A 21,112-nucleotide genomic window follows, 5' to 3' on the forward strand; every position below is an offset into this window, starting at 1 on the left:
AGAGCATCCGCGTGGATCAAGAAGTCAGCGAAGTACCCCTAAGCCACGATCCGCGCGGTCTGCTGGATGACCCGCTGCTGGACAGCCTGCTGACGCTCTGTCAGCTGCACCAGAAGCCGGCCAGCCGCGCCATGCTCACCAGCGGCCTGCCGCTGCCCGGCCAACGCCTGTCCGCCGAGCTGCTGCCCCGTGCGGCGGCTCGCGCCGGCCTGCAGGGTCGCCTGCTGCAGCGTAAGCTGGAGCAGATTCCCGCGCTGGCCATGCCGGCCATGCTGCTGCTGCGCGAAGGGCGCTGCGCGGTGCTGCTGGGTTGGGAAAACAACGGCGATGCGCGCCTGCTGCTGTCCGAGAGCGACGGCGGTGAAGTACGCGTCACCCGCGAGCTGCTCAGCGAGGACTACGCCGGCCAGGCCTTCTTCGCCCAGCCGCAGCACAAGTTCGACCTGCAGCACGGCGAGCTGATCCCGCGCGCCAAGAGCTGGTTCCGCGACACCCTCAAGCGCTCGCGCTGGCTGTACGTCGACGCCGTGGCCGCGAGCCTGCTGATCAACCTGATCGCCCTGGCCGCGCCGCTGTTCGTCATGAACGTCTACGACCGCGTGGTGCCCAACCAGGCCGCCGCCACCCTCTGGGTGCTGGCCATCGGCATCAGCGGCGCCTACCTGTTCGACCTGCTGCTCAAGACCATGCGCGGCCTGTGCCTGGACCTGGCCGGCAAGAAGACCGACCTGATCATCTCGGCGACGCTGTTCGAGCGCATCGTCGGCATGAGCATGAAGTACCGCCCGGCGCGGGTCGGTTCGTTCGCCCAGAACATCCACGAATTCCAGACGCTGCGCGACTTCCTCAACTCGCTCACGCTCACCACCCTGATCGACATGCCGTTCACCCTGCTGATCCTGCTGGTGATCGGCATCATCGGCGGGCCGCTGGTGTTCGTCCCGCTGATCGCCTTCCCGCTGGCCGCAGGTCTTGGCTGGCTGCTGCAGAAGCCGCTGGTGGAGACCATGAACCGCACCATGGCGCTGGCCGCCGAACGCCAGTCGAGCCTGATCGAGACCCTCGCCAGCCTCGACGCGGTGAAGGTCAACAACGCCGAAAGCGAGCGGCAGTACCTCTGGGAGCAGACCATCGGCACCCTCAGCCGCCTGGAGCTGCGGGTCAAGCTGCTGTCGACCCTGGCGATGAACATCACCGTGCTGATCCAGGCGCTGGCCGGGGTCATCATGATCATCGGCGGCGTCTACCTGATCATCGCCGGCGACCTGTCCATGGGTGGCCTGATCGCTTGCTACATGCTCAACGGCCGCGCCCTCGGCCCGCTGACCCAGCTCTCCGGGCTGATCCAGCGCTACCAGCAGGCACGCCTGTCGATGGCGACTACCAACCAGATGATGGAGCTGCCGCAGGAGCGCAACGCCGACGAACGTCCGCTGACCCGCTCGCAACTGCGCGGCGGCATCGAGATGCGCGGCCTCGACTTCGCCTACCCGAACCAGCAAGTGGCGGCGCTGCACGGCATCAACCTGCAGATCCGCGCCGGCGAGAAGATCGGCATCATCGGCCGCAGCGGCTCGGGCAAGAGTTCCCTGGCCAAGCTGATCGTCGGCCTGCACCAGCCCGAGAACGGCAACCTGCTGGTGGACGGCGCCGACGTGCGCCAGCTGGACATCAGCGAGCTGCGCCACAACATCGGCTACGTGCCTCAGGACATCAGCCTGTTCAGTGGCACCCTGCGCGACAACCTGGTCAGCGGCGCGCGCTACATCGATGACGAGCGTGTGCTGGAAGTGGCCGAGCTGACCGGCGTCAACGAGTTCGTCCGCCTGCACCCGCAGGGCTACGAACTGCAGGTCGGCGAGCGCGGCCACAATCTTTCCGGCGGCCAGCGGCAGAACGTCGCCCTGGCACGCGCACTGCTGCTCGACCCGCCGATCCTGCTGCTGGACGAACCCACCAGCGCCATGGACAACGCCGGCGAAGAACGCCTGAAACAGCGCCTGCAAGCGATCATGGGCGAGAAGACACTGCTGCTGGTCACCCACCGTGCCTCCATGCTCAGCCTGGTGGACCGCCTGGTGATCATCGACAAGGGCCGCATCATCGCCGACGGTCCGAAGGACGTGGTCATGGATGCACTGAAGAAGGGGCAGATCAGTGTCGCTTAATCCTCTGGGCAGTATCCGCCACTCTGTCCGTGGCTATTTCAAGGGCGGCGACAACCTCTCCGGCCAGCCGCTTCCTGAGGTCAGCAAGGCGCTGATCGAGGACGCGCCGCGGGTGGTGCGCCTGACCATCTGGATTCTCATCGGCTTCGTGGCCTTCCTGCTGCTCTGGGCGCATTTCGCGCAGATCGACGAAGTCACCCGTGGCGAGGGCAAGGCGATTCCCTCGTCCAAGGTACAGAAGATCCAGAACCTGGAAGGCGGCATCGTCTCGCAGATCTTCGTCCACGAAGGGCAGGTGGTGCAGGCCGGCGAGCAGCTGATGCGCCTGGACCCGACGCGCTTCCAGTCCAACGTCGGCGAGACCGAGGCCGACCGCCTGGCGATGTTCCTGCGCGTGGAGCGCCTGTCCGCCGAGGTCGAGGACCGCGCTCTGAACATCCCCGACGACGTGCGAGCCAAGGCTCCGGGCCAGGCCAGCAGCGAAGAAGCGCTGTTCCACAGCCGCCAGCAGCAGCTCAAGGATGAAACCGACGGCCTGCAGCAGCAACTGGTGCAGAAGCAGCAGGAGCTGCGCGAGTTCATCTCCAAGCAGGCGCAGTACCGTAACAGCCTGAACCTGCTGCGCCAGGAGATATCCATGTCCGAGCCGCTGGTGGCCCAGGGCGCGATGTCCCAGGTGGAACTGCTGCGCCTGAAGCGCGGTGAAGTGGAGAACCGTGGCCAGCTCGACGCCACCACCCTGGCGATCCCGCGTGCCGAAGCGGCAGTGAAGGAAGTGGAGCGCAAGGTCGCCGAGACCCAGTCGCGCTTCCGCAGCGACGCGCTGAAAGAACTCAACGAAGCCCGTACCGAACTGAGCAAGGCCACGGCCACCGGCAAGGCGCTGGAAGACCGCGTCAGCCGCACCCTGGTTACTTCGCCGGTGCGCGGCATCGTCAAGCAGCTGCTGGTGAACACTATCGGCGGCGTGATCCAGCCGGGCAGCGACCTGATCGAGATCGTCCCGCTGGACGACACCCTGCTGGTGGAAGCGCGCATCCGTCCGCAGGACATCGCCTTCCTGCGTCCCGGCCAGCACGCCATGGTCAAGTTCACCGCCTATGACTACACCATCTACGGCGGCCTGCAGGCGGACCTGGAGCAGATCGGCGCCGACACCGTCACCGACGATGACGGCAACAGCTTCTACCTGATCAAGCTGCGCACCCGCAAAAGCCACCTGGGCACGGACGACAAGCCGCTGCTGATCATCCCCGGCATGATCGCCACCGTGGATATCATGACAGGCAAGAAGAGCATCCTCAGCTACCTGCTCAAGCCCATCCTGCGGGCCAAGGCGGAAGCGCTGCGCGAGCGTTGATTGCCGCGCGGGACCCAATGAAACGGGCCACCCCTGGGTGGCCCGTTTCGTTTGTGCAGGTCGGCTGCGACGATCAATAAGCCACGGTAAACCGCTGCTGGTGATGGTTGGCCTGCTCGGCCTCGTCGATCATCGCCACCGCCAGGTCCGGCAGGGAGATGCGGCTCTCGCCATTGCTGTCGAACAGTATCTGGTCGCCGCCAATGCGGAAGCTGCCGGTGCGGGTCTCGCCGTCGAGCAGCATCGCCGGGCTGAGGAAGGCCCAGTCCAGCGCCTTCTCCGCGCGCAGCTGATCCAGCGCGTCGGCGGCGCCCAGCGCGCCCTGCTTCCACTGCTCGGGGAATTCCGGGCTATCCACCAGACGCTGGCCGGGGGCGATCTCCAGGCTGCCGGCGCCGCCGAGCACCAGCAGGCGTTTCACGCCGGAAGCCTTCACACCGTCGAGGATGGCGCGGCTGCCGCTGGCGTGGGCCTTGCGGATATCCGGGTTGCCCCAGCCGGCGTTGAACGCGCTGACCACGACGTCCTGGCCAGCCACGGCACGGGCGACCTGGGCCGGGTCGTAGACGTCGGCCTGGACCACCTTGAGGTTGTCCCGCGCCGGCAGTTTCGCCGGGTCGCGCACCAATGCGGTGACCTGGTGGCCTCGGCGCAGGGCCTCTTCGAGGAAATAATGGCCGACGTGGCCGGTGGCGCCGATCAGGGCAATGTTCATGGAATCACCTTTTCGTGGGAGGGAGTGCCGCGCCTGGCTGTGCAGGGCTGGCAGGTGATTCATCTTCGGCCGGAGACCGCCGGCGATAAAGGCGGGTTGAAGCCATGCACTCATAAGCCTGGCTTCACAATCAGTCCTTGCTGTCGTCGCTCATCAGGCTCAGCCCCCGCGCCACTGCCAGCGCGATGAACAGCGCGCCCATGATCGCTTCGCTGCCCGCCAGCAAGCGCGCCAGCGGGTTCACCGGGACGATGTCGCCGTAGCCGATGGTGGTCAGGGTGATCATGCTGAAGTAGATGAAGGCATCCAGATGCAGGGCTCCGTTGTTGGTCTGGAAGCTGCCTGGCCTGAGGTCCTCGATCAGGTTGTAGGCCAGGGCGAAAGACAGGGCGAAGTTCAGGTACAGGGCGCAGAGTCCGTAGAGCAGCTCGCGGGTGACGGGGCGTTCCTGGGTGACGCGGCGGAACAGTGCGACGACCAGCAACTGAATGAAGATCAATTGCGGAATACCTCGCTGCAGTGCGGGATGCACATGCCACGCGGCGGGGGCGAACAGCATGAACAGGCTGAGCACGCCCATCACGCTGATGAAGCTGAAAAGCAGGCTATGGCTGCGGACGGTGTTCAGGCCAGCCAGCACCATCAGCAACAGGCTGCACAATTCCAGCAGCGGGTTGGGCGATGGGAAAGCCAGGACGATCAGCAGCAGAAGGATGCTGTTGAGCAGAAGACGAAAACGATAGCGCAGCAGGAATGAGTTCAAGGCCGATGGCCCTCTGTCCTTCAGGGGAGGCCAGTCTCGGCCGGGACGCACGAACGCACCATGCTTGTACTCAGGAATCGAACAGCTTCTGCACGACGGAAAAATCCTGTTCTCCATGACCCTGTTTTACCAGCAGCCGGTACATCGCCAGCGCCAGGCTGCCCATGGGCGTGCTGTTGCCGCTGACCTGCGCGGTCTCCTGTGCCAGGCCCAGGTCCTTGGTCATCAGCGCAGCCATGAAGCCGCCGGTATAGCCGCGCGAGGCGGGGGCGTTCTCCATCACGCCGGGCCACGGGTTGTACACCTCCAGCGCCCAGTTGCCGCCGGAGCTGCGCCGCATGATCTCCGACAGCACTACCGGGTCCAGTCCATTGGCGGCGCCCAGGGCGAGGGATTCGGCGGTGCCGATCATCAGCACGGCGAGCAGCTGGTTGTTGCATACCTTGGCCACTTGCCCGGCACCGTCGCCGCCGGCGTGGAAGATATTGCGGCCCATGGCGGAAAACACCGGGCGCGCGCGTTCGAGCACCTCGGCATCACCGCCGACCATGAAGGTCAGGGTACCGGCGATGGCGCCGCCGGTGCCGCCGGAGACGGGCGCGTCGAGCAGGGGGATATGCCTTTCGGCCGCCGCTTGATGCACCTTGCGCGCCGAGGCCGGGGCGATGGTGGAACACTCCAGCACCAGGGTGCCGGGGGCGATGTGCGCGAGCAGGCCTTCGTTGCCGAGGTAGAGCCCCTCGACGTGCTGGCTGGCTGGCAGCATGGTGACCACCACGTCGGCGCCGTCCACTGCGTCGTGGGCGCTGCGTGCGGCACTGGCGCCCTGGGCGATCAGGCCGTCGATGGCGCTCTGCACCAGATCGAACACGCGCAGCAGGTAGCCGGCCTTGATCAGGTTGGCGGCCATGGGGGCGCCCATGTGGCCGAGGCCGATGAAGGCGATGGTTTGCATGCTGGTTTCCTCCTGTTCAAAGACGACAGGCACTCCAGCGCAAGAAATCATCCTGTAGGACGGGCGGGGGCGCCTAGCCCGTGCCCGCGATCGCGCCCATAGGGCGCTCCTACAGAAAGATCAGGGGAGAGGACCTACAGGTCCGCCAGCGGATGCTCGCCCTCCCAGGTCGCGTCGAAGTGCGCATTCACCACAGCATCAGGTATGGCAGCGATATCCGGCCAGTGCCAGTGCGGGGTGTTGTCCTTGTCGATCAGCCGGGCCCGCACACCCTCCGGGAATTCCGGGTGACGGCAGCAGTTCAGGCTCATCGCGTACTCCATGCGGAACACCTCGGCAGTCGACAGATGGCGCGCGCGACGGATCTGTTCCCAGACCAGATGGGCGGTCAGCGGGCTGCCCGAGGCGAGGGTCTTCGCCCCTCGGGCAATCAGCGCGTCCTCGTCGTTGACCAGCGCGGTCAGCGCGTTCCAGGCCTCGGCGATATTGGCGCTGTCGAGCACCGCATCCAGGCGTGCGCGGCGCGGCAGCAACTGGGCTTCGGGCATTTCGCCTCGGGCTTCGTGCTCCAGCGCCTGGAGCAGGCTGTGCAGCTGCACGTCAGCCTGTTCGCGCCAGTTCAGTTGCACCAGGCCTTCGATCAGGTCGTCCTGTTGGGTGTCGAGCAGGAAGCGGTCGGCGAGGTCCAGGTCCAGCGCATCGCGGGCGTTCATCTGCGTCGCGGTCAGCCCGAGGAACAGGCCGAGGCGGCCGGGCAGGCGGGCGAGGAACCAGCTGGCGCCGACATCCGGGTACAGGCCGATATTCACTTCCGGCATGGCCAGGCGGCTGCTCGGAGTGACGATGCGCACGCCGGCGCCCTGCATCAGGCCCATGCCGCCGCCCATCACGTAGCCGTGGGCCCAGCAGATCAGCGGTTTGGAATAGGTGTGGATGAGGTAGTCGAGGCGGTACTCGTCGGCGAAGAAGCGGCGCGCCAGTTCCGGCACCTCGCCGGGCTTCTCGCGGCAGGCATCGACCAGCTTGCGCACGTCGCCGCCGGCGCAGAAGGCCTTGCCGCCGTTGCCGCGCAGCACCACGCAGGCGATCTGCGCGTCGTCCTGCCAGACACGCAGCTGGTGGTTCATCGCCTCGATCATCGGCAGGCTCAGGGCGTTCAGGCTCTTCTCCGCATCCAGCGTCACCACGCCGATGCGGAAGCCGTGCAGGCCGGGGCGTTCTTCGAACATCACATTCATGGTCAGGGCCTTATTGGTTGCGCCAGTGCGGGTCGCGTTTTTCCAGGAAGGCGTTCACGCCCTCGCGGGTGTCGTCGGCGTCGAACAGGTCGACGAAGCGTTCGCGCTCCTCCGGCAGCCAGGTGGTCGGGCCGCGCTCGCGGGCGCCCTGGATCAGCGGCTTGATGGTGCGCACCGCTACCGGGCTCTGCCGCGCGACCTTGGCCGCCAGCAGCAGGGCGGTGCCGCGCGCTTCGCCGGTATCGACGACCTGCTCGATGAGACCGATGCGCAGCGCGGTGTCGGCATCGACACGCTCGCCGCAGAGGATCATGCGCTTGGCCCAGCCTTCGCCGACCAGCCACGGCAGCGCCTGGGTGCCGCCGGCGCAGGGCAGCAGGCCCACGGTGGCTTCGGGCAGGGCCATCTGCGCCTGGCGCTCGGCGATGCGGATATCGCAGGCCAGGGCACACTCCAGGCCGCCGCCCATGGCGTAGCCGTTGATGGCGGCGATGGACACGCCACGGAAGTCGCGCAGCGTCTCGAAGGCTTCACCGAAGCGGCGGGCCATCTCGCGGGCGCGGGCCTTGTCGCCGTCGGCGAACATGTTCAGGTCGGCGCCGGCGGAGAAGAATTTCGGACCCTGGCCAGTCACCACCAGGGCGTAGATATCGTCGTCACGGTTCAGGTGCTCGACCACCTGACGCAGGCCGATCAGCGAGTCGCGGTCCCAGGTGTTGGCCGGCGGGTGGTTGATGGTGATCAGCGCGGTGTGCCCGTGTTTTTCCACGGTCAGCTTGTGGGTCAGGTCGAAGACTCCGGGCTTGTAGGGTTCGAGGGCGTTGCTCATGGGCATCTCCTTGTCGGTGTCGCCAGCGGGCGGGCGTATGGGCATGGACTCTAGGCGTGCGCGGCAGGGCGAGTCCATGTCCGATCTGTTCGATTGCGCCCGCGCGGGCGGGCGGTTTTTCCAGTGAATCGTGTGGATCGATTCGTAGGGCGGATAACGCGCCAGCGTTATCCGCCATCCCAGGTGCGGCGGATAACCTGTTCCAGGTTATGCGCCCTACGGTTCTGTTCGATGCAGGCTGACGCCTAGGCGTCAGCCGATACGGACGGCGCCCTCTCCCTTCAGGGAGAGGGCGGGGGAGAGGGTGCTGTCCGCCTGCTCCCAAATTGATTGGTGGTCACAGCAAACGGTCCAGCATCCCGCCCTGTTCCAGCAGGCGGCGGGCGACGATGACCCGCATGATCTCGTTGGTGCCTTCGAGGATCTGGTGCACGCGGCTGTCGCGCACCCAGCGCTCCAGCGGGTAGTCGTTGAGGTAGCCGTAGCCGCCGTGCAGCTGCAGCGCCTCGTTGCACAGGGCGAAGCAGCGGTCGGTGGCGAAACGCTTGGCCATGGCGCAATAGAGGGTCGCTTCGCCGTCCTTGTGGTCCAGCTTGTGCGCGGCCAGGCGCACCATCTGCCGGCTGGCGGTGAGGTCGGTGAGCATGTCGGCGAGCTTGAACTGCAGGGCCTGGAACTCGGCCAGCGCCTTGCCGAACTGCTTGCGCTCCTCGACGTAGCGCAGCGACTGCTCCAACGCCGCCTGGGCTGCGCCGAGGGAGCAGCTGGCGATATTCAGGCGGCCGCCGTCCAGGCCCTTCATGGCGTAGACGAAGCCCTGGCCCTCCGGGCCGATGCGATTGCCGGCGGGGATGCGCACGCCTTCGAAGGTGATGGTGCGGGTCGGCTGCGCCTTCCAGCCCATCTTGTCTTCGTTGCGGCCGTAGCGGATGCCCTCGGCGTTGGCCGGCACCAGGAAGCACGAAATGCCCTTGGCGCCTTCCTCGCCGGTGCGCGCCATGACGATCAGCACGTCGGTGGAGCCGGCGCCGGAAATGAAGGTCTTGGCGCCGTCGAGTACGTAGTCATCGCCGTCGCGTTTGGCGCGGGTGCGCAGGCGCGCGGCGTCGGAGCCGGCGTCCGGCTCGGTCAGGCAGTAGGAGGCCAGCAGTTCTCCGCCGATCAGCCCCGGCAGCCACTGCTCCTTGAGCGCGGCGTCGCCGAAGCTTGAGAGCATCCAGCTGGCCATGTTGTGGATGGTCATGTAGGCGGTGGTGGCGACGCAGCCTGCGGCCAGTTGCTCGAAGATCAGCGAGGCGGACAGGCGCGAGAGGCCCAGGCCGCCGTCTTCCTCGGCGATGTACAGGCCCAGGTAGCCCTGTTCGGCGGCGCGGCGGATCACTTCCACCGGGAAGTGGTGCTGGCGGTCCCAGTCGGCGGCGTGGGGCGCCAGTTCGCGGCTGGCGAAGGCGCGGGCGCTCTCCACCAGCAGGCGTTGTTCTTCGGACAGATCGAAATGCATGCAGCTACCTCTGTTTGTTCTTGTCGGCTACCGCTTCGCGCTCGTGGCGCGCGCTTCTTGGGCTCTTGGGTAAAGAGTCCTTCGGTTATAGCCGTTGCGCCATCGGCTGTGGATTGACGATCTTGTGCTGGGGATGGACGATCTTGGTATTGCCGATCCCGGATTCGTGCCCATGTCCCGTCCACTGATCTCTACCTGGCCGCTGCCGCAGCAGGGCGTGCGCTTCATCACCCCGCCACGCCTGCGCCGCGCGCTGGATCGCCATCCGCTGGGCCAGGCCTGCTATCCGCTGGCGCTGGGCTACTACCCGGCAGCGGTAGGGCATCGCATGGAGCGGGAAGACCCGGACGATCACCTGCTGATCTACTGCAGCGCAGGGCTCGGCTGGCTGGAAACGGCGGATGGACGATTCGAGGTCGCCGGCGGTGATCTGCTGGTGCTGCCCAAGGGCCGCGCCCACGCCTATGGCGCCGACCTGCAGCAACCCTGGTCGATCTTCTGGGTGCACCTGGAAGGCCGGCTGGCCGAGGACTTTCTGCGCCCGCTGGGCAAGTCGCCGCGCCTGCGCGTGGGCGTGCAGCCGCGCATTCTCGGTGAGTTCGATGCGCTGTTGGCGCTGCGCCGGCAAGGCCTGAGCCTGCCGCACTTCATCCATGCCGCCCACCTGCTGCAGAGCCTGCTGACCTCGCTGGCCCTGCGCCCGGCGCGGGCGCGGCTGAAGTCCGGACGGGTACTGGACGTGGAGGCGGTGCAGGCGATGATGCGCGAGCACCTGCACGATGCGCTGAACCTCGACGAGCTGGCGGCGCAGTTCCGCCTGTCGCGCTTCCACTTCGCCAAGACCTACCGCGCGCTGACCGGCCAGGCGCCGATCCAGGACTTCATCCGGCTGAAGATGACCCACGCCTGCCGGCTGCTCGACCAGGGCAACCTGGAAGTACGTCAGGTGGCCGAGCAATTGGGCTATGCCGACCCGTACTACTTCTCGCGGCTGTTCAAGAGCGTGGTGGGCATGGCGCCCAGTCACTACCGGGCGCTGCACACCGGCTGAGTCATTGCAGGGTCAGCGGCTTGCCTGCGGCGCTGCGCTCGGCCTGCCATTCGGCGAGGGAGGGGGCCGCCTCGGGGCCGTCCATGTGCTCGACGATCTCGAAGTAGTCCTGGTGCAGCGGGCTGCGCATCACCTCGTCGCGCGGTTTCACCTTCACCACGTAGACACGCTGGATGTTCTGGTGGTCGAAGTCGCGCCATTGCTGCTCGCCCTTGAGCAGGCTGTAGCGGTGGCCTTCCAGCGCCTTGACCAGCGCGTCGCTGTCCAGGCTGCCGCTGCGCCGGGCGGCGTCGGCCCACTGGTAGACGATGCTGTAGGCCGAGGCGGCGGAGCTGGCGGGGTAGACGCCGTAGCGCTGGGTGAAATCGCGCACGAAGGCCTGGCCGCGCGCCGAGCCTTCGCGCTCAGGGACCTGCCAGGTCCAGGGTTCGGTGCCGATCACGCCCTGCATCAGGCCGGGCCCGGCCAGCTCAACCATGCTCTGGGTGAGGTTGGGCGCGATGATCTGGTGCTTGCGCGTCAGGCCCAGTTCGTCGGCGATGCGCATGGCATGCACCAGGTCCTCGCCGAACAGCGCCAGGACCAGCACGTCGGCCTTGCTCGCGGCCGCCTGGGTCAGCGCATCGCGGTAATCGGAAAGGCGTGCGCCGGGAAAGGGCACCTTGATCGACGGGTGCCGGGCGGCGTCTTCGGTGCCGGTGTAGTGGCGCAGCGAGCTTTCGGTGGTCAGGCCCCAGGTGTAGTTGGCGGTGACGTAGAAGTAACGCTTCCCCGGCAGCGTGCGGCCCAGGTAGTTGCCCAGCGCGCGGGCACTCATCCAGGCGCTGTTGCACTCGCGGAACATGTAGCGCTGGCCGTCCTTGCCGGTGGTGTCGTTGGAGTAGGTGAGGGTGCCGAAGTACAGCAACTTCTTCTGCGCCGCCCGTTCTCCGGCGGCGATGGCTGCCGCGCTGGAGGCGCCGCCGAAGAACATCGCCGCACCGTCGGCGGCCATGGCGTCGATATTGCGCAGGGCTTTTTCCGGGCGCGAGGCGTCGTCCTTGCTCAGCAGATGCAGCGGCCGGCCGAGCACGCCGCCCTGGGCGTTGATCTCGTCGATGGCCAGCAGCGCGCCGCGCATCTGCGCGAGGCCTTCTTCCTTGTAGGAGCCGGTGCGGGGGTAATTGAGGCCGAGGTTGATCGGTTCGGCGGCTTGCGCCAGGCAGCTGAAGGCAGCCACCAGCGAGAGTGCGGCAGTCAGAAAGCGCATGTTCGTTCCCTGTTGTTTTTATTGGCGGGTGAAGCGAAGAGGGGACTGTGCACAGACTGGCCGGCCACTCCCATTGGCCTTTGGTCGAATCCGGACGTGGTCGATGGACGCAGGATGGCGCGCGGCGTCGCCTGTGCTGGCGTGCTCGACCGTGCGCGCAGCGGCGGGGCTCGCTAGTCTGCGCCGACGACAAGAAGAAGGACTGCCCGATGCTGCCCGTGATCGCCGAACTGCTGCTCACCCTGGCCTGCACCATCGCCGCCTGGCTCGCCCTGCGCGAGCAGATGGGCTGGCGCGCGCTGGGATTCCTGTCCATGGGCATCGCAGCGCTGCTGGGCGCGCTGGAGTATGGCGGCGTTGCGGCATTGTCTGAGGCACATCATTTGGCGAGCGTGGTGTCCGGCGCTGTAGGCCTGCCGTTGATCGCGTTCGGGCGTCTGTCCGGCGGCCCCGGCCGGCAGGTGGTGGTGCTGGTGATCGGCGCGCTGCTGGTGTTCCTGTCGCAGCTTTCATTGGTGAGCAACCTGATCGCCTTGCTGGTCATCGCCTGGCCCGGTCGCTCGCGCCGCTATGGGTTGGCGCTGCTTGGCGCGCTGCTGTTCATCGGTAGCGGCCTGCTGATCGGCACCCATGGCGAACTGGCCGGCGTGCCGCGCCGCGAGCTGTTCCACCTGGGGCTGACGGTTGCCGTCGCAGCGTGGATTCTGGCCGGCCTGGGCAGCGGTGTGCCGCGTTTGCCGGGCTCCTGGGCGGTGCGGCACAAGTCGCCTTGACTTGGCCGGGGCGCTTGCTTAGCGTGCCGGTTCGTTTCACCAGGCAGACGCACCATGACCCACGACGACCGGATCAAGCTGGAACCCAGCTGGAAAGAAGCCCTCCATGAGGAGTTCGAAAAACCCTACATGAAGCAGCTGGGCGAGTTCCTGCGCACGGAGAAGGCCGCCGGCAAGGTGATCTTCCCGCCCGGTCCGCTGATCTTCAACGCGCTGAACACCACGCCGCTGGAGCGCATCAAGGTCGTCATCATCGGCCAGGACCCCTACCACGGCCCCGGCCAGGCCCATGGCCTGTGCTTCTCGGTGCAGCCGGGCGTGCCGACGCCGCCGTCGCTGCAGAACATCTATAAAGAGCTGCAACGCGACCTCAACCTGCCGATCCCCAGCCACGGCTACCTGCAGCACTGGGCCGAGCAGGGCGTGCTGCTGCTCAACACCTCGCTCACCGTCGAGCAGGCCCGCGCCGGCTCCCACGCCCAGGCGGGCTGGGGCCCGTTCACCGACAAGGTGATCGAAGTGGTCAGCCAGCGCTGCGAGAACCTCGTATTCCTGCTCTGGGGCTCCCACGCGCAGAGCAAGCAGAAGCTGATCGACGCGCAGAAGCACCTGGTGCTCAAGTCCGCGCACCCGTCGCCGCTCTCCGCCTACCGCGGCTTCCTCGGCAACGGCCACTTCAGCCGCACCAACAAGTTCCTCGAACAGCACGGCCTGACGCCCATCGACTGGTCGCTGCCGCCGGTGTGATGCCGATGCTCCGGCCCGCGTGGCTGCTTTCCCTGCCGAGCCTTGTGCTCGGCATGAACTGCGTCGCCGCCGGTTCCCCGCTCGAAGACTTCCGCTCCAGCGAGTCGATTCACGGCCTGTACGAAATCGACCAGGCGGCCCGCGTCTTCGTCGCCACCGAGAACGCCCGCGACGACACCGCCTGGACGGTGGCCGAACCCAATCTCAAGGCCCTTGTTGCCCGCTGTTCGGTGCCGCTGGACACCCGCTGGGGTGAGATTCGCCTGTTCGCGCCTGACGGGCGCGAGCTCAGGCGCAAGGTCGTCGAAGTCGTCTGCGCCAAACCGGTCAGCGGCAAGCGCTGGACGGTTTCGCTGCGCGTCTCCCGTGCCTCCTGATCGCAACAAAAAAGAGGCGATAAGTTCAGTTCGACAGAAATCTTTATTTGCCTCCTTTTTGTAGGGAATATACCGAGCACGGGGCGAGTCGTTTCTGTGATGGTTGCGTCATAAGCTGAAAGCCGTGACTAGACCTCTTGGCAACGGATTTTTTGGGTAGGCTTCCAATACAAGGAGTCCGTTATGCCTCTACATAATTCCAGTAACCGTTTATTGGCCTGCCTGCTTCCTTTGCTGCTCCCCGTCAGTTCGCTCGTAATTGCAGACGAAGACCCCAGCAAATCCTCCGCGTCATACGAGTTTCCCGGCTGGGACAGGAAATGGGTGGGCACTCTCGGTAACAAGCAAGTGGAAGTCTCGCTGACTCGCGTGGGCGACCAAATTTCCGGTACCTATTGCTACCAACCTTGCACGCTACAGACCCGTACTCAGCTCGCGTTGACTGGCCGAATGTCCGGTGGAAGGGCTGAGCTTGCCGAGCGCGACAATGGCAAAGGGAATGCCGTTACAGGTTTATGGCAGATTGAGTCGAACAGGGATGGCTTCCTCGGCCAATGGAAATCTCCTTCGGGCGCGCAAGTTTTAGGCTTGGATTTGCGCCCTGACACAACTGGATTTAAGGAGGCTTTTCCATACGAGATACGTCTGGTAGCGAATCGTCTGCCTGCTGAAGGGGATGACAACTGCTTCGAGCCTCCATTTGTATCGGCCCTCCGCCTATACAAGGATGGAAAGTTATTCCAGTCGCTACCCGCTGAGTCCCAGGGAACCTGCGGGATATTCGTCCCCAGCCTGATCGATGCAAACTTCGATGGTTGGCCGGACCTGACTATTGCCCAATTCCTTCCGGCAGGCCCAAATATCCCTCACCAGACGTGGTTGTACGACCCGATGAGCGGCCGTTTCGTTGACGCACCACCGATTTTGCAGGGCATCACCTCGCCGGAGTTCGATTCTGTACATCAGATCGTTTACACATTTTGGCGGGCCAGTTGTTGTGAACACGGCATCACGACTTATCGCTGGAAGGGTGACGATGTAGAGGAAGTTGAGAGTTGGAGTAGTTACCTTCTTCCGGTTCTGGATAATGGGCAGCGACTTCTTTGTTATGTTGTCCCAAAATACGGCGATGGATTTATTGACTTTGCAACTCATATCTATGCTTCGGGTGACGGAAGGGTAGAACTACAAGGACTTGACCCCACGGCATGTGAAGCCATGGGGGATTCTCTCTATGGTGTGCATTTTCCTGTATGGAAGCATAACTTGAACGGGAAGCCGCCAACTGTTCTTCGCACAGAGTTTGTCACCTGGAAGAAGGCAGAGACGCCAGCTGGCCAGAGGTACTGCCCTGAAGTGCCGTTCATAGATAAAGTTCGCATTCGCCACATAGTATTAAGCGAGAATCCGGAGCTATGTGACGAGTCGGAGCCCAAGTAGGGCGGTTTCAATTCCCTTGCCTGGATGGAGAGGGGATAGATTTATTTTCTGCTCTAAGACTGGATGGTGATGTTTTAGGAGTGGAGTTTGGGAAATAAATTTGTCCCCTTTATCATCCTATCTTCTAATTCTCGCTATTTTCCTAATCGAGAATCTATGTTGTCTCTTAAGTCTTCGCACCTCTCTTTTTTGGCTAATAGTTTTCTCTCGCCCGATTGCCACGCACAGATAGGGTTTTCATAGGTGCCTGTCAGCGTGGTGCATTTTTTTGATTTTTCATTGTTGTATATGCATTGCTCGTCAGAGAATATGAACTCATAGCCTGGATAGGCTGTTGTTAGTTTTCCATCTTTAATAATGTATATTGTCTCAAAGAGAGAGCCCCCGACTTGCGCGATATCTCGAAATGTCTTGTTTTCAATAAAATCTGATCGCACGGGTACTGAGCCAATATAAATTGCTTTCCGGCTTCCAGAGGTGGCGAGATAAACTTCATTCTGTGCGTTTATTCCGAGCTCATCAGAGCTTGGGCCGGCCAGAATTACCATGCTCCCGTCGCCTGAGTCTATGAATGAATAATATCTATCGCAGGTCTTGCTGTTGTTTTCAAGTTGGTAGAGTGCTCCGTTTGCATATATTTCAATTTTCGCATCTGACTCGGTTTTTCTGCAGTCTGCCTGTTCGTATATTGAGTCTGCGTTTGCTTTTGTAATCGTCAAAATAATGATGAGAGCTAATGGATTTTTCATGGTTTTAGCAGATATTTACAGTGGAATAATGACAGAGGGGAGGACTGGTCTCAGGCTGGCTTAGATGTGGGGTTTGGAAAATAAGCATGCCCAGTTTTTGTCTAATGGCTAAGTTTGTTTCTCTGTCGTGGATTTAATTTATAAGTTTCGAGTATTTCTACTTTATCTTCCATTGGCAGCCTGAATCGATACTAAAATCAATGTTTGAGTCTAGCGTAAAGTAGTACTTATTCCCGTTTTTTCGTTTGGTATAGTTGAAATCGTACACGTAGGCTCCTTGTGAAGAAATTTCGTACTCTCCTGATATGTCTCCGCTATCTATTTCTATCCATGTTGATGTACTGTCTACAGGGGCGTCGCTTGCCATTTCGTGTTCTTCGATGCTCTTGCGGACTATAGGAATGACCTTGCTTGAAGTGGAGTACTTTACGTATCCGCCACTCCATTTGCTTTCTGTCTCATAGAATGTTCTGAATTCAAGCTGTATTTCTTTTTGTCCAAGAGAATGAAAGCATAGAACTTCTGTGTTGATGCCTCCGAATGCAATATTTGAAACGAAGAGCGTTGGCAATATGTGTGCTCCTCGGAAGCTTTTTATCTCACGAACTAATAGGGAATATTTCATAGGTTACTGGCATTTGAGGTCGCCGGGAGAGTAAGTTAGTGTTGTTGGGGTTGAGATGTAATGTTTTCCATTCCATTTGAATGTGTATCTCTCTTTAGTTTCGGAGTCTATGCGTTCCTCTCCGGTTAGCCGTTCTTAATGGTCTTTGTTTTGCATAGATATGATCCGAAGAAAATGAACTGTTGGTTTGGCTTGTTGTTTTGGATTAGATAAAATCCTATGTAGTAGTTTTCGGCTTTCTTTATTGGGGTCGCAAAACAGCCTGTCAAACTTTTCCCGAGGTCTATGGATTCTATGGATACTCTTGCGGAGAATACATTTGGTGTGCATTTTTTCCCGCCGCACGTGAAGTTTCTATATTCCTTGTTCTTATAGAGGTTGGTAGATATTAGTTCTTTGGCGGATTGGCATGAATCCGCCAGAGAGGTTGATGGAAATACTATGCAGGATATAAGGGGGAGCAGGATTTTCACGAGATGTTTTGATCGCTGTCGAATGGCTGTTTTTCTTATAGCTTTGTGTGGCAAATTTTCGGGGTGTTATCTTCAAAGATTGTGCTTGCGATTGTCTTTGTTTTTTTATCTATTCTCACGTTTATAAATTCATCTCCACATTTCGATTGTGCTTCGACGAATGCTTTTGTTTTTTTGTTGTACAAGAAAATTCTGTATATGTCGTATACTCCCTTCCCATCGTCGGAATGCCATATGGAAAAATCTAGGTTTTTATCAAAGTCATAGTCGGAAATTTCTATGTTTAATGTCTTTTCTGTGTCGAATTCTATTTTCTTTTCTATCTTGTCTCCGTTGATTATCTCTACTTCGTTATTCTTTATTTTTATCGTGACCTTGCTGTCGTCTGACGGAAAGAAGCCAATGATCTCTGCGTTGGTGGATGTTGTACCAATCGCGGCGAGGATAGAACCTGCTAAAACTATTGTTTTTACTTTCATCTTGGCATCAGTGCTTACTCTGTTTTTAAGCTATTTATTAGCTTCAGTCTCCAGTCGGTGTTGGGGACGCTTTTTCTTAGAGGCTCAGGCTCGCAAAGAGAGATAACTATGCTTTCTAGTTTTCCTTTTACTATTCCGTCTATGCACTCATATGTCTTGGAGGTGTATTCTGATCTTTCTGAGTTGGGGTCCTCTTTAATGTATGTTACCTTTAGTCTGGTAATGCGTATGTTGCTGCCGGGGAAGGCTTTTTGTGGTTGGTATTTTTCTTTGCTTATGATTGATTGTGTGAAGTCTCTTGCGTCATCGCTGTATGATTCTCTTTGAGGGTATGTGGAGCCTTTCGGGATTTTACTTCCCTTGATTACTCCTGAGTTTATGTTGGCATTGCTTTCGGCGAAGATCATTCCAGATATAGGGCTCGCTTCGTATAGTAGGGTGCATGCGTCGGATCCCTGTATTAATTTCTTTTCAGATTGCAATGAGAATCCACAGGTTTTTTTTAAGTCGTATGGGCGGTTGGTGTCGATTGATGAGTTATTAGCGGCACAAGGCATAGTTGATGCCAGTGAGGTCGCGATCAAAAGAGATGATCTCATTTTCATGGTTTTATTGATATGTCTTTCATGGTGTTTATGATTTGCATTGAATCTCTTTTTGATAGTTTCGTGGGGGTAGCTATATGTATGTAAAAACACGGATTGTGAGGCAGCTTAGGGCATACCAGATATTGGTTTGGAATAGCGCTCTTTTCTCCATCGCCAAATATTGAATTGACGTAGGCCATGGTTCCTAGCCAATTGTTTCCTTGTACTTCTTTCTCCCAGTTTACTATCCGATAGTATCGCCCCCCTGAGTCTTCAGTTTCTATTTCTGACTTCGCGTCTCTTGGCTCAGTGATTGCGGGTGATGATGTTGTGTAGCAAGATATCTCTATATCAGCCTCAATGAGGTTTTTTCCTGTTTTTATTGTTGTGGTTATTTTGTTTTTTTGTATGCCGTTGTTTGTTGTTGATTCAATGTTTATTATGTTTTTTAATAGATTTCCCCCAATAGTGTAGTCGCAGAATTCTCTGGTTTCTGGATCTGCAGTTGACGAAGATTCACTTCTGCTAGTGGTGGATACAATGGCTGTTGAAATAGCCACGAATACGATTAATCTTTTCATGGCAGAACTCTTCTTTGAAAATCCTCGGGAGTATCTATGTACGAGCCATTGGGTGCCTCGAATCTAGGCGTGTCCGATAGCACTATAATTGCATTTGTATATGCAGTAGATCGGTCTACCAAACCGTTCATGTTGGGGCTGGCGCTGCCTGTGGCTGCCGGGTAGTTAACCGCAGTGGCGGTATTGGTAAAAGATTGATTGTAATACCATGTTTTTAATCCGCTATTGGTTTGTATTTGCCTTCTTTTGTTTTGTGCCGCTACGTCAGCAAATCGGTTGGTATTTCCTACTTGAGGTAGGCTTGGGTTGTTTATGGTTGGACCAGATTTATCCGGCCATACCCAGTAGGCCCCTGCGCTATCGCATGCCTGTCTGGATAACTCCCCAATTTCGTTTCGCCAAATTAGCTCACTTGGCGTTGGAGGGATGCTTGGAGATTTCCCGCTAAATCTGAAGTATCTGTAGTAGTTGTTGTTTCCGCTACCGAGGTTTCCGTTAGGGTTGGTCAGTTGAAGAAGACCTCTTCCATACCATCCTGAATGTAGAGTTGGGTTGCTTCCGTTAGACTCCTTAAGGTATCTGAACCAACTAGTCTCTTGCGTTGAGTTTCCAAAGAAGCATGCTTGTCTGGATGGTGTATTTATAAGGAATTTCTGGAGGCTTCTGTTTATTTCCAATGAGTGCGTTTTTATAAATGTTATCGACGCTGTAATGTTTGGCTGTTCCCATACGCCTTGGCTTTGGGAATTGTTTGAGCCTGGTTTTCTTATGATGTATTTTGGGATTAACTGTGTTAGTTCGTTCAGAGATAACCAGCCGCATCTTTTGAAGGTTATGGCAAATTCTTTTGGTGGGAAATGCCAATGCTTATTATCGATATCCGCTAATCCGGCATCCTCCCAAAACGCCAACGCCTTTTGATGCTTCTCAAGTTCCTCGAAGTCATCCTCCGACATAGGCCCACCCGCCGCGACTTTCTTTAGCCAGCCATAGCGCGTATCGAAATCATCGCGTGCCCATTCGGTGGGGAATTTGCAGATCAGGCGTTTGAGCTTTTCGTGGGTGCCCGCATCAGCTAGCCGGGCCTCGTTTCGTTCGCGGTCGAGCACGTATTGCTCGGAAAGCCGGCGCTGATCTCCTGCGGTCATCGTGTCGTACGCGGGGGAGATGGCGATGCTGGCGGCATCGGGTTGGCGAGGCGGTGGGTCGGTGTAATGGCTTGATGGTTCGAGTAGCGTGCGGATGTAATCCGACTGGCAATGGCTGTCGGAGTCGTCGTCATCGTCGATCAGACGCCAGCCCATCCAGTGCGGGAAGTCGGCATCGCTGAAGCGGGTCACGCCGGGGGCGTTGAGGTTGAACCAGGCGCTGCGTTCCGCTTCGCTAGCTTCGGTACGGGGCGGCAGGCTGATCTTCCGCCAGTGCGCGGCGTCGGCCGGTTGGAGTGCATCCGGCCCCAGCACCCGGCCGAAGCGCAGCAGTTCGTAGCCGGCACTAGGGCAGGCGGGGTAGCGGCGGGTGGCGGTGGTGTAGAGGTTGTACTCGAAGTCCGCTTCTTCGCTCTGGCTGCCGATGAGTTCGCCGGTCAGGTGGTAGGTGGTCAGCTGGCACTGGCCTTTGTCGTAGCGCATGCGAACGATAAGACCCTGCTGCATCTGCTTGACCATTTCCGGGCGGTAGCCGTCGATCTGGGTGGTGGTGATGGCGAGTCCGCTGGGGCTTCCGCTTGGCGTGAGCCAGCCTGCTGGCAGGGCGGGGAAGCTGAAGGAGGCAGCGCCCGTGATGGTGGGCGAGGCGAAGTTGCTCGGTGGCGCGGCGAAGCCTTGTAGAGTGCTGGGGACGTAGAAGTACATGTCGCCCCAGCAACTGTCGGTTCGGCCGTCGCGGGTGCGGTAGTCCAGCTCTCGCGTGCTGCGGCCGGTCAGGTGCTCGACCTGAGTGTCGCTGGCGATGATCTCGAAGTGAATCTTGCCAGCGCTGCCGTAGATTTCCCCAACCTCGCCGATGCTGTCCTTGCGGTAGACGCGCTGCTTGAGCTGCGGGTTGGCGATGTTGATTTTCGATAGATGCATGTAGATCGAATAGAACACCACCTGGCTGCGTGCTCCTTCGCCGATTTCGGTTTCGTGGCGCAGCACGATGCAGCCGTTGTCCGTCCAGCCGTTGCCGTAGTTGAGCGCGTTGTTGGGATCGTCGGTTTTCTTCTCTGGGGCACGGAAGAATGCGAGCGTACCGTCGGCAATCGCGCGGACGGGCAGGTTCTTTCCGTTCTCCTGCGGGGCGCGCAGATGCAGGCCGCCGTGCCAGTTGAGGTCGAAGCTCAGGGGGTAGGCGCCATCGCCCAGGTTGCCGCCGGGCATGGCGCGCTCAACGAAGGCTTCGTCGGTTTCCCCGGCCACCGGAGCGGGAATGAAGGGAGGACTGATGATCATGTGCAGGCTTCCTTGGCCTA

General features: G+C 60.3%; 20 protein-coding genes. 7 read left to right on the forward strand and 13 right to left on the reverse strand.

Annotated features, from left to right (window positions below):
* The first annotated feature begins 11 nt into the window (after window positions 1–11).
* Both IB256_RS20470 and IB256_RS20475 read left to right on the forward strand, forming a co-directional pair.
* Entirely contained in the window at window positions 12–2,168 is a 2,157-nt protein-coding gene (locus tag IB256_RS20470) for a type I secretion system permease/ATPase (protein WP_081517609.1), read from the forward strand.
* Window positions 2,158–3,528: an HlyD family type I secretion periplasmic adaptor subunit gene (locus IB256_RS20475; protein WP_081517610.1), complete on the forward strand. Its 1,371-nt coding sequence runs from the start codon at window positions 2,158–2,160 to the stop codon at window positions 3,526–3,528. Before IB256_RS20470 ends, IB256_RS20475 begins: the two co-directional genes overlap by 11 nt.
* 73 nt (window positions 3,529–3,601) lie before the next feature.
* Here IB256_RS20475 and IB256_RS20480 read toward each other — a convergent pair whose 3' ends face one another.
* From IB256_RS20480 to IB256_RS20505, 6 genes are all read right to left on the reverse strand, one after another.
* Window positions 3,602–4,243, reverse strand: coding sequence for an NAD(P)-dependent oxidoreductase (locus IB256_RS20480; RefSeq protein WP_192403880.1), 642 nt, complete (start codon window positions 4,241–4,243; stop codon window positions 3,602–3,604).
* A gap of 130 nt (window positions 4,244–4,373) precedes the next feature.
* Entirely contained in the window at window positions 4,374–5,006 is a 633-nt protein-coding gene (locus tag IB256_RS20485; protein WP_192289771.1) for a potassium channel family protein, read from the reverse strand.
* A 70-nt stretch (window positions 5,007–5,076) separates the two neighbouring features.
* Window positions 5,077–5,961 carry a 3-hydroxyisobutyrate dehydrogenase gene (gene mmsB, locus IB256_RS20490; RefSeq protein ID WP_192403882.1) on the reverse strand — a complete coding sequence of 295 codons (885 nt, stop codon included), beginning with the start codon at window positions 5,959–5,961 and terminating at the stop codon, window positions 5,077–5,079.
* Window positions 5,962–6,095: 134 nt separating this feature from the next.
* Window positions 6,096–7,199: an enoyl-CoA hydratase/isomerase family protein gene (locus IB256_RS20495; protein ID WP_192289768.1), complete on the reverse strand. Its 1,104-nt coding sequence runs from the start codon at window positions 7,197–7,199 to the stop codon at window positions 6,096–6,098.
* A gap of 10 nt (window positions 7,200–7,209) precedes the next feature.
* Window positions 7,210–8,028, reverse strand: coding sequence for an enoyl-CoA hydratase (locus IB256_RS20500; RefSeq protein ID WP_081517615.1), 819 nt, complete (start codon window positions 8,026–8,028; stop codon window positions 7,210–7,212).
* A gap of 337 nt (window positions 8,029–8,365) precedes the next feature.
* On the reverse strand, window positions 8,366–9,529 hold the full coding sequence (locus IB256_RS20505) for an isobutyryl-CoA dehydrogenase (protein ID WP_017516638.1): 1,164 nt from the start codon (window positions 9,527–9,529) through the stop codon (window positions 8,366–8,368).
* Between the two features lie 172 nt (window positions 9,530–9,701).
* Between IB256_RS20505 and IB256_RS20510 the strand changes: the two genes are divergently transcribed.
* The gene (locus IB256_RS20510; protein ID WP_081517616.1) at window positions 9,702–10,580 is read left to right on the forward strand and encodes an AraC family transcriptional regulator; all 879 of its coding nucleotides are present in this window, start codon (window positions 9,702–9,704) and stop codon (window positions 10,578–10,580) included.
* A 1-nt stretch (window position 10,581) separates the two neighbouring features.
* Here the strand turns inward: IB256_RS20510 and IB256_RS20515 are convergent, their stop codons facing one another.
* Window positions 10,582–11,829, reverse strand: a complete 1,248-nt coding sequence (locus IB256_RS20515; RefSeq protein WP_192403884.1) for an ABC transporter substrate-binding protein — start codon at window positions 11,827–11,829, stop codon at window positions 10,582–10,584.
* 209 nt (window positions 11,830–12,038) lie between these two features.
* On the opposite strand from IB256_RS20515, the gene IB256_RS20520 reads away from it, so the two are divergent.
* From IB256_RS20520 to IB256_RS20535, 4 genes are all read left to right on the forward strand, one after another.
* The gene (locus tag IB256_RS20520) at window positions 12,039–12,602 is read left to right on the forward strand and encodes a hypothetical protein (RefSeq protein ID WP_192289764.1); all 564 of its coding nucleotides are present in this window, start codon (window positions 12,039–12,041) and stop codon (window positions 12,600–12,602) included.
* 54 nt (window positions 12,603–12,656) lie between these two features.
* Window positions 12,657–13,349 (forward strand): uracil-DNA glycosylase, encoded by a 693-nt coding sequence (gene ung / locus IB256_RS20525; RefSeq protein WP_192289762.1) that lies wholly within the window; start codon window positions 12,657–12,659, stop codon window positions 13,347–13,349.
* A gap of 5 nt (window positions 13,350–13,354) precedes the next feature.
* Window positions 13,355–13,726: a hypothetical protein gene (locus IB256_RS20530; protein ID WP_192403886.1), complete on the forward strand. Its 372-nt coding sequence runs from the start codon at window positions 13,355–13,357 to the stop codon at window positions 13,724–13,726.
* A 183-nt stretch (window positions 13,727–13,909) separates the two neighbouring features.
* Entirely contained in the window at window positions 13,910–15,166 is a 1,257-nt protein-coding gene (locus IB256_RS20535) for an XAC2610-related protein (protein WP_192403888.1), read from the forward strand.
* Window positions 15,167–15,300: 134 nt separating this feature from the next.
* Here the strand turns inward: IB256_RS20535 and IB256_RS20540 are convergent, their stop codons facing one another.
* The 6 genes from IB256_RS20540 to IB256_RS20565 all read right to left on the reverse strand — a co-directional run bounded on the left by IB256_RS20540 (window position 15,301) and on the right by IB256_RS20565 (window position 21,092).
* The gene (locus IB256_RS20540; protein WP_192403889.1) at window positions 15,301–15,915 is read right to left on the reverse strand and encodes a hypothetical protein; all 615 of its coding nucleotides are present in this window, start codon (window positions 15,913–15,915) and stop codon (window positions 15,301–15,303) included.
* A 157-nt stretch (window positions 15,916–16,072) separates the two neighbouring features.
* The gene (locus IB256_RS20545) at window positions 16,073–16,486 is read right to left on the reverse strand and encodes a hypothetical protein (RefSeq protein WP_192403891.1); all 414 of its coding nucleotides are present in this window, start codon (window positions 16,484–16,486) and stop codon (window positions 16,073–16,075) included.
* Between the two features lie 562 nt (window positions 16,487–17,048).
* Complete coding sequence (locus IB256_RS20550; protein WP_192403893.1) at window positions 17,049–17,492, reverse strand: XAC2610-related protein; 444 nt, start codon at window positions 17,490–17,492, stop codon at window positions 17,049–17,051.
* A gap of 14 nt (window positions 17,493–17,506) precedes the next feature.
* On the reverse strand, window positions 17,507–17,899 hold the full coding sequence (locus IB256_RS20555) for a hypothetical protein (RefSeq protein ID WP_192403895.1): 393 nt from the start codon (window positions 17,897–17,899) through the stop codon (window positions 17,507–17,509).
* 194 nt (window positions 17,900–18,093) lie between these two features.
* Complete coding sequence (locus IB256_RS20560) at window positions 18,094–18,660, reverse strand: hypothetical protein (RefSeq protein ID WP_192403897.1); 567 nt, start codon at window positions 18,658–18,660, stop codon at window positions 18,094–18,096.
* The gene (locus IB256_RS20565) at window positions 18,657–21,092 is read right to left on the reverse strand and encodes a M23 family metallopeptidase (protein ID WP_192403899.1); all 2,436 of its coding nucleotides are present in this window, start codon (window positions 21,090–21,092) and stop codon (window positions 18,657–18,659) included. The genes IB256_RS20560 and IB256_RS20565 overlap by 4 nt, the downstream gene beginning before the upstream one ends.
* Window positions 21,093–21,112: the final 20 nt, after the last annotated feature.

The organism is Pseudomonas sp. PDM17 (genome assembly GCF_014851985.1).
In the GTDB taxonomy this organism is placed as follows: Bacteria; Pseudomonadota; Gammaproteobacteria; order Pseudomonadales; family Pseudomonadaceae; genus Pseudomonas.

Coding starts and splice junctions, on each gene's coding strand:
- IB256_RS20480 (WP_192403880.1), bottom strand. CDS start 4,243: ATGAACATTGCCCTGATCGGCGCCACCGGCCACGTCGGCCATTATTTC.
- mmsB (WP_192403882.1), bottom strand. CDS start 5,961: ATGCAAACCATCGCCTTCATCGGCCTCGGCCACATGGGCGCCCCCATG.
- IB256_RS20495 (WP_192289768.1), bottom strand. CDS start 7,199: ATGAATGTGATGTTCGAAGAACGCCCCGGCCTGCACGGCTTCCGCATC.
- IB256_RS20500 (WP_081517615.1), bottom strand. CDS start 8,028: ATGAGCAACGCCCTCGAACCCTACAAGCCCGGAGTCTTCGACCTGACC.
- IB256_RS20505 (WP_017516638.1), bottom strand. CDS start 9,529: ATGCATTTCGATCTGTCCGAAGAACAACGCCTGCTGGTGGAGAGCGCC.
- IB256_RS20510 (WP_081517616.1), top strand. CDS start 9,702: ATGTCCCGTCCACTGATCTCTACCTGGCCGCTGCCGCAGCAGGGCGTG.
- IB256_RS20515 (WP_192403884.1), bottom strand. CDS start 11,829: ATGCGCTTTCTGACTGCCGCACTCTCGCTGGTGGCTGCCTTCAGCTGC.
- IB256_RS20520 (WP_192289764.1), top strand. CDS start 12,039: ATGCTGCCCGTGATCGCCGAACTGCTGCTCACCCTGGCCTGCACCATC.
- ung (WP_192289762.1), top strand. CDS start 12,657: ATGACCCACGACGACCGGATCAAGCTGGAACCCAGCTGGAAAGAAGCC.
- IB256_RS20530 (WP_192403886.1), top strand. CDS start 13,355: ATGCTCCGGCCCGCGTGGCTGCTTTCCCTGCCGAGCCTTGTGCTCGGC.
- IB256_RS20535 (WP_192403888.1), top strand. CDS start 13,910: ATGCCTCTACATAATTCCAGTAACCGTTTATTGGCCTGCCTGCTTCCT.
- IB256_RS20540 (WP_192403889.1), bottom strand. CDS start 15,915: ATGAAAAATCCATTAGCTCTCATCATTATTTTGACGATTACAAAAGCA.
- IB256_RS20550 (WP_192403893.1), bottom strand. CDS start 17,492: ATGAAAGTAAAAACAATAGTTTTAGCAGGTTCTATCCTCGCCGCGATT.
- IB256_RS20555 (WP_192403895.1), bottom strand. CDS start 17,899: ATGATCTTCGCCGAAAGCAATGCCAACATAAACTCAGGAGTAATCAAG.
- IB256_RS20560 (WP_192403897.1), bottom strand. CDS start 18,660: ATGAAAAGATTAATCGTATTCGTGGCTATTTCAACAGCCATTGTATCC.
- IB256_RS20565 (WP_192403899.1), bottom strand. CDS start 21,092: ATGATCATCAGTCCTCCCTTCATTCCCGCTCCGGTGGCCGGGGAAACC.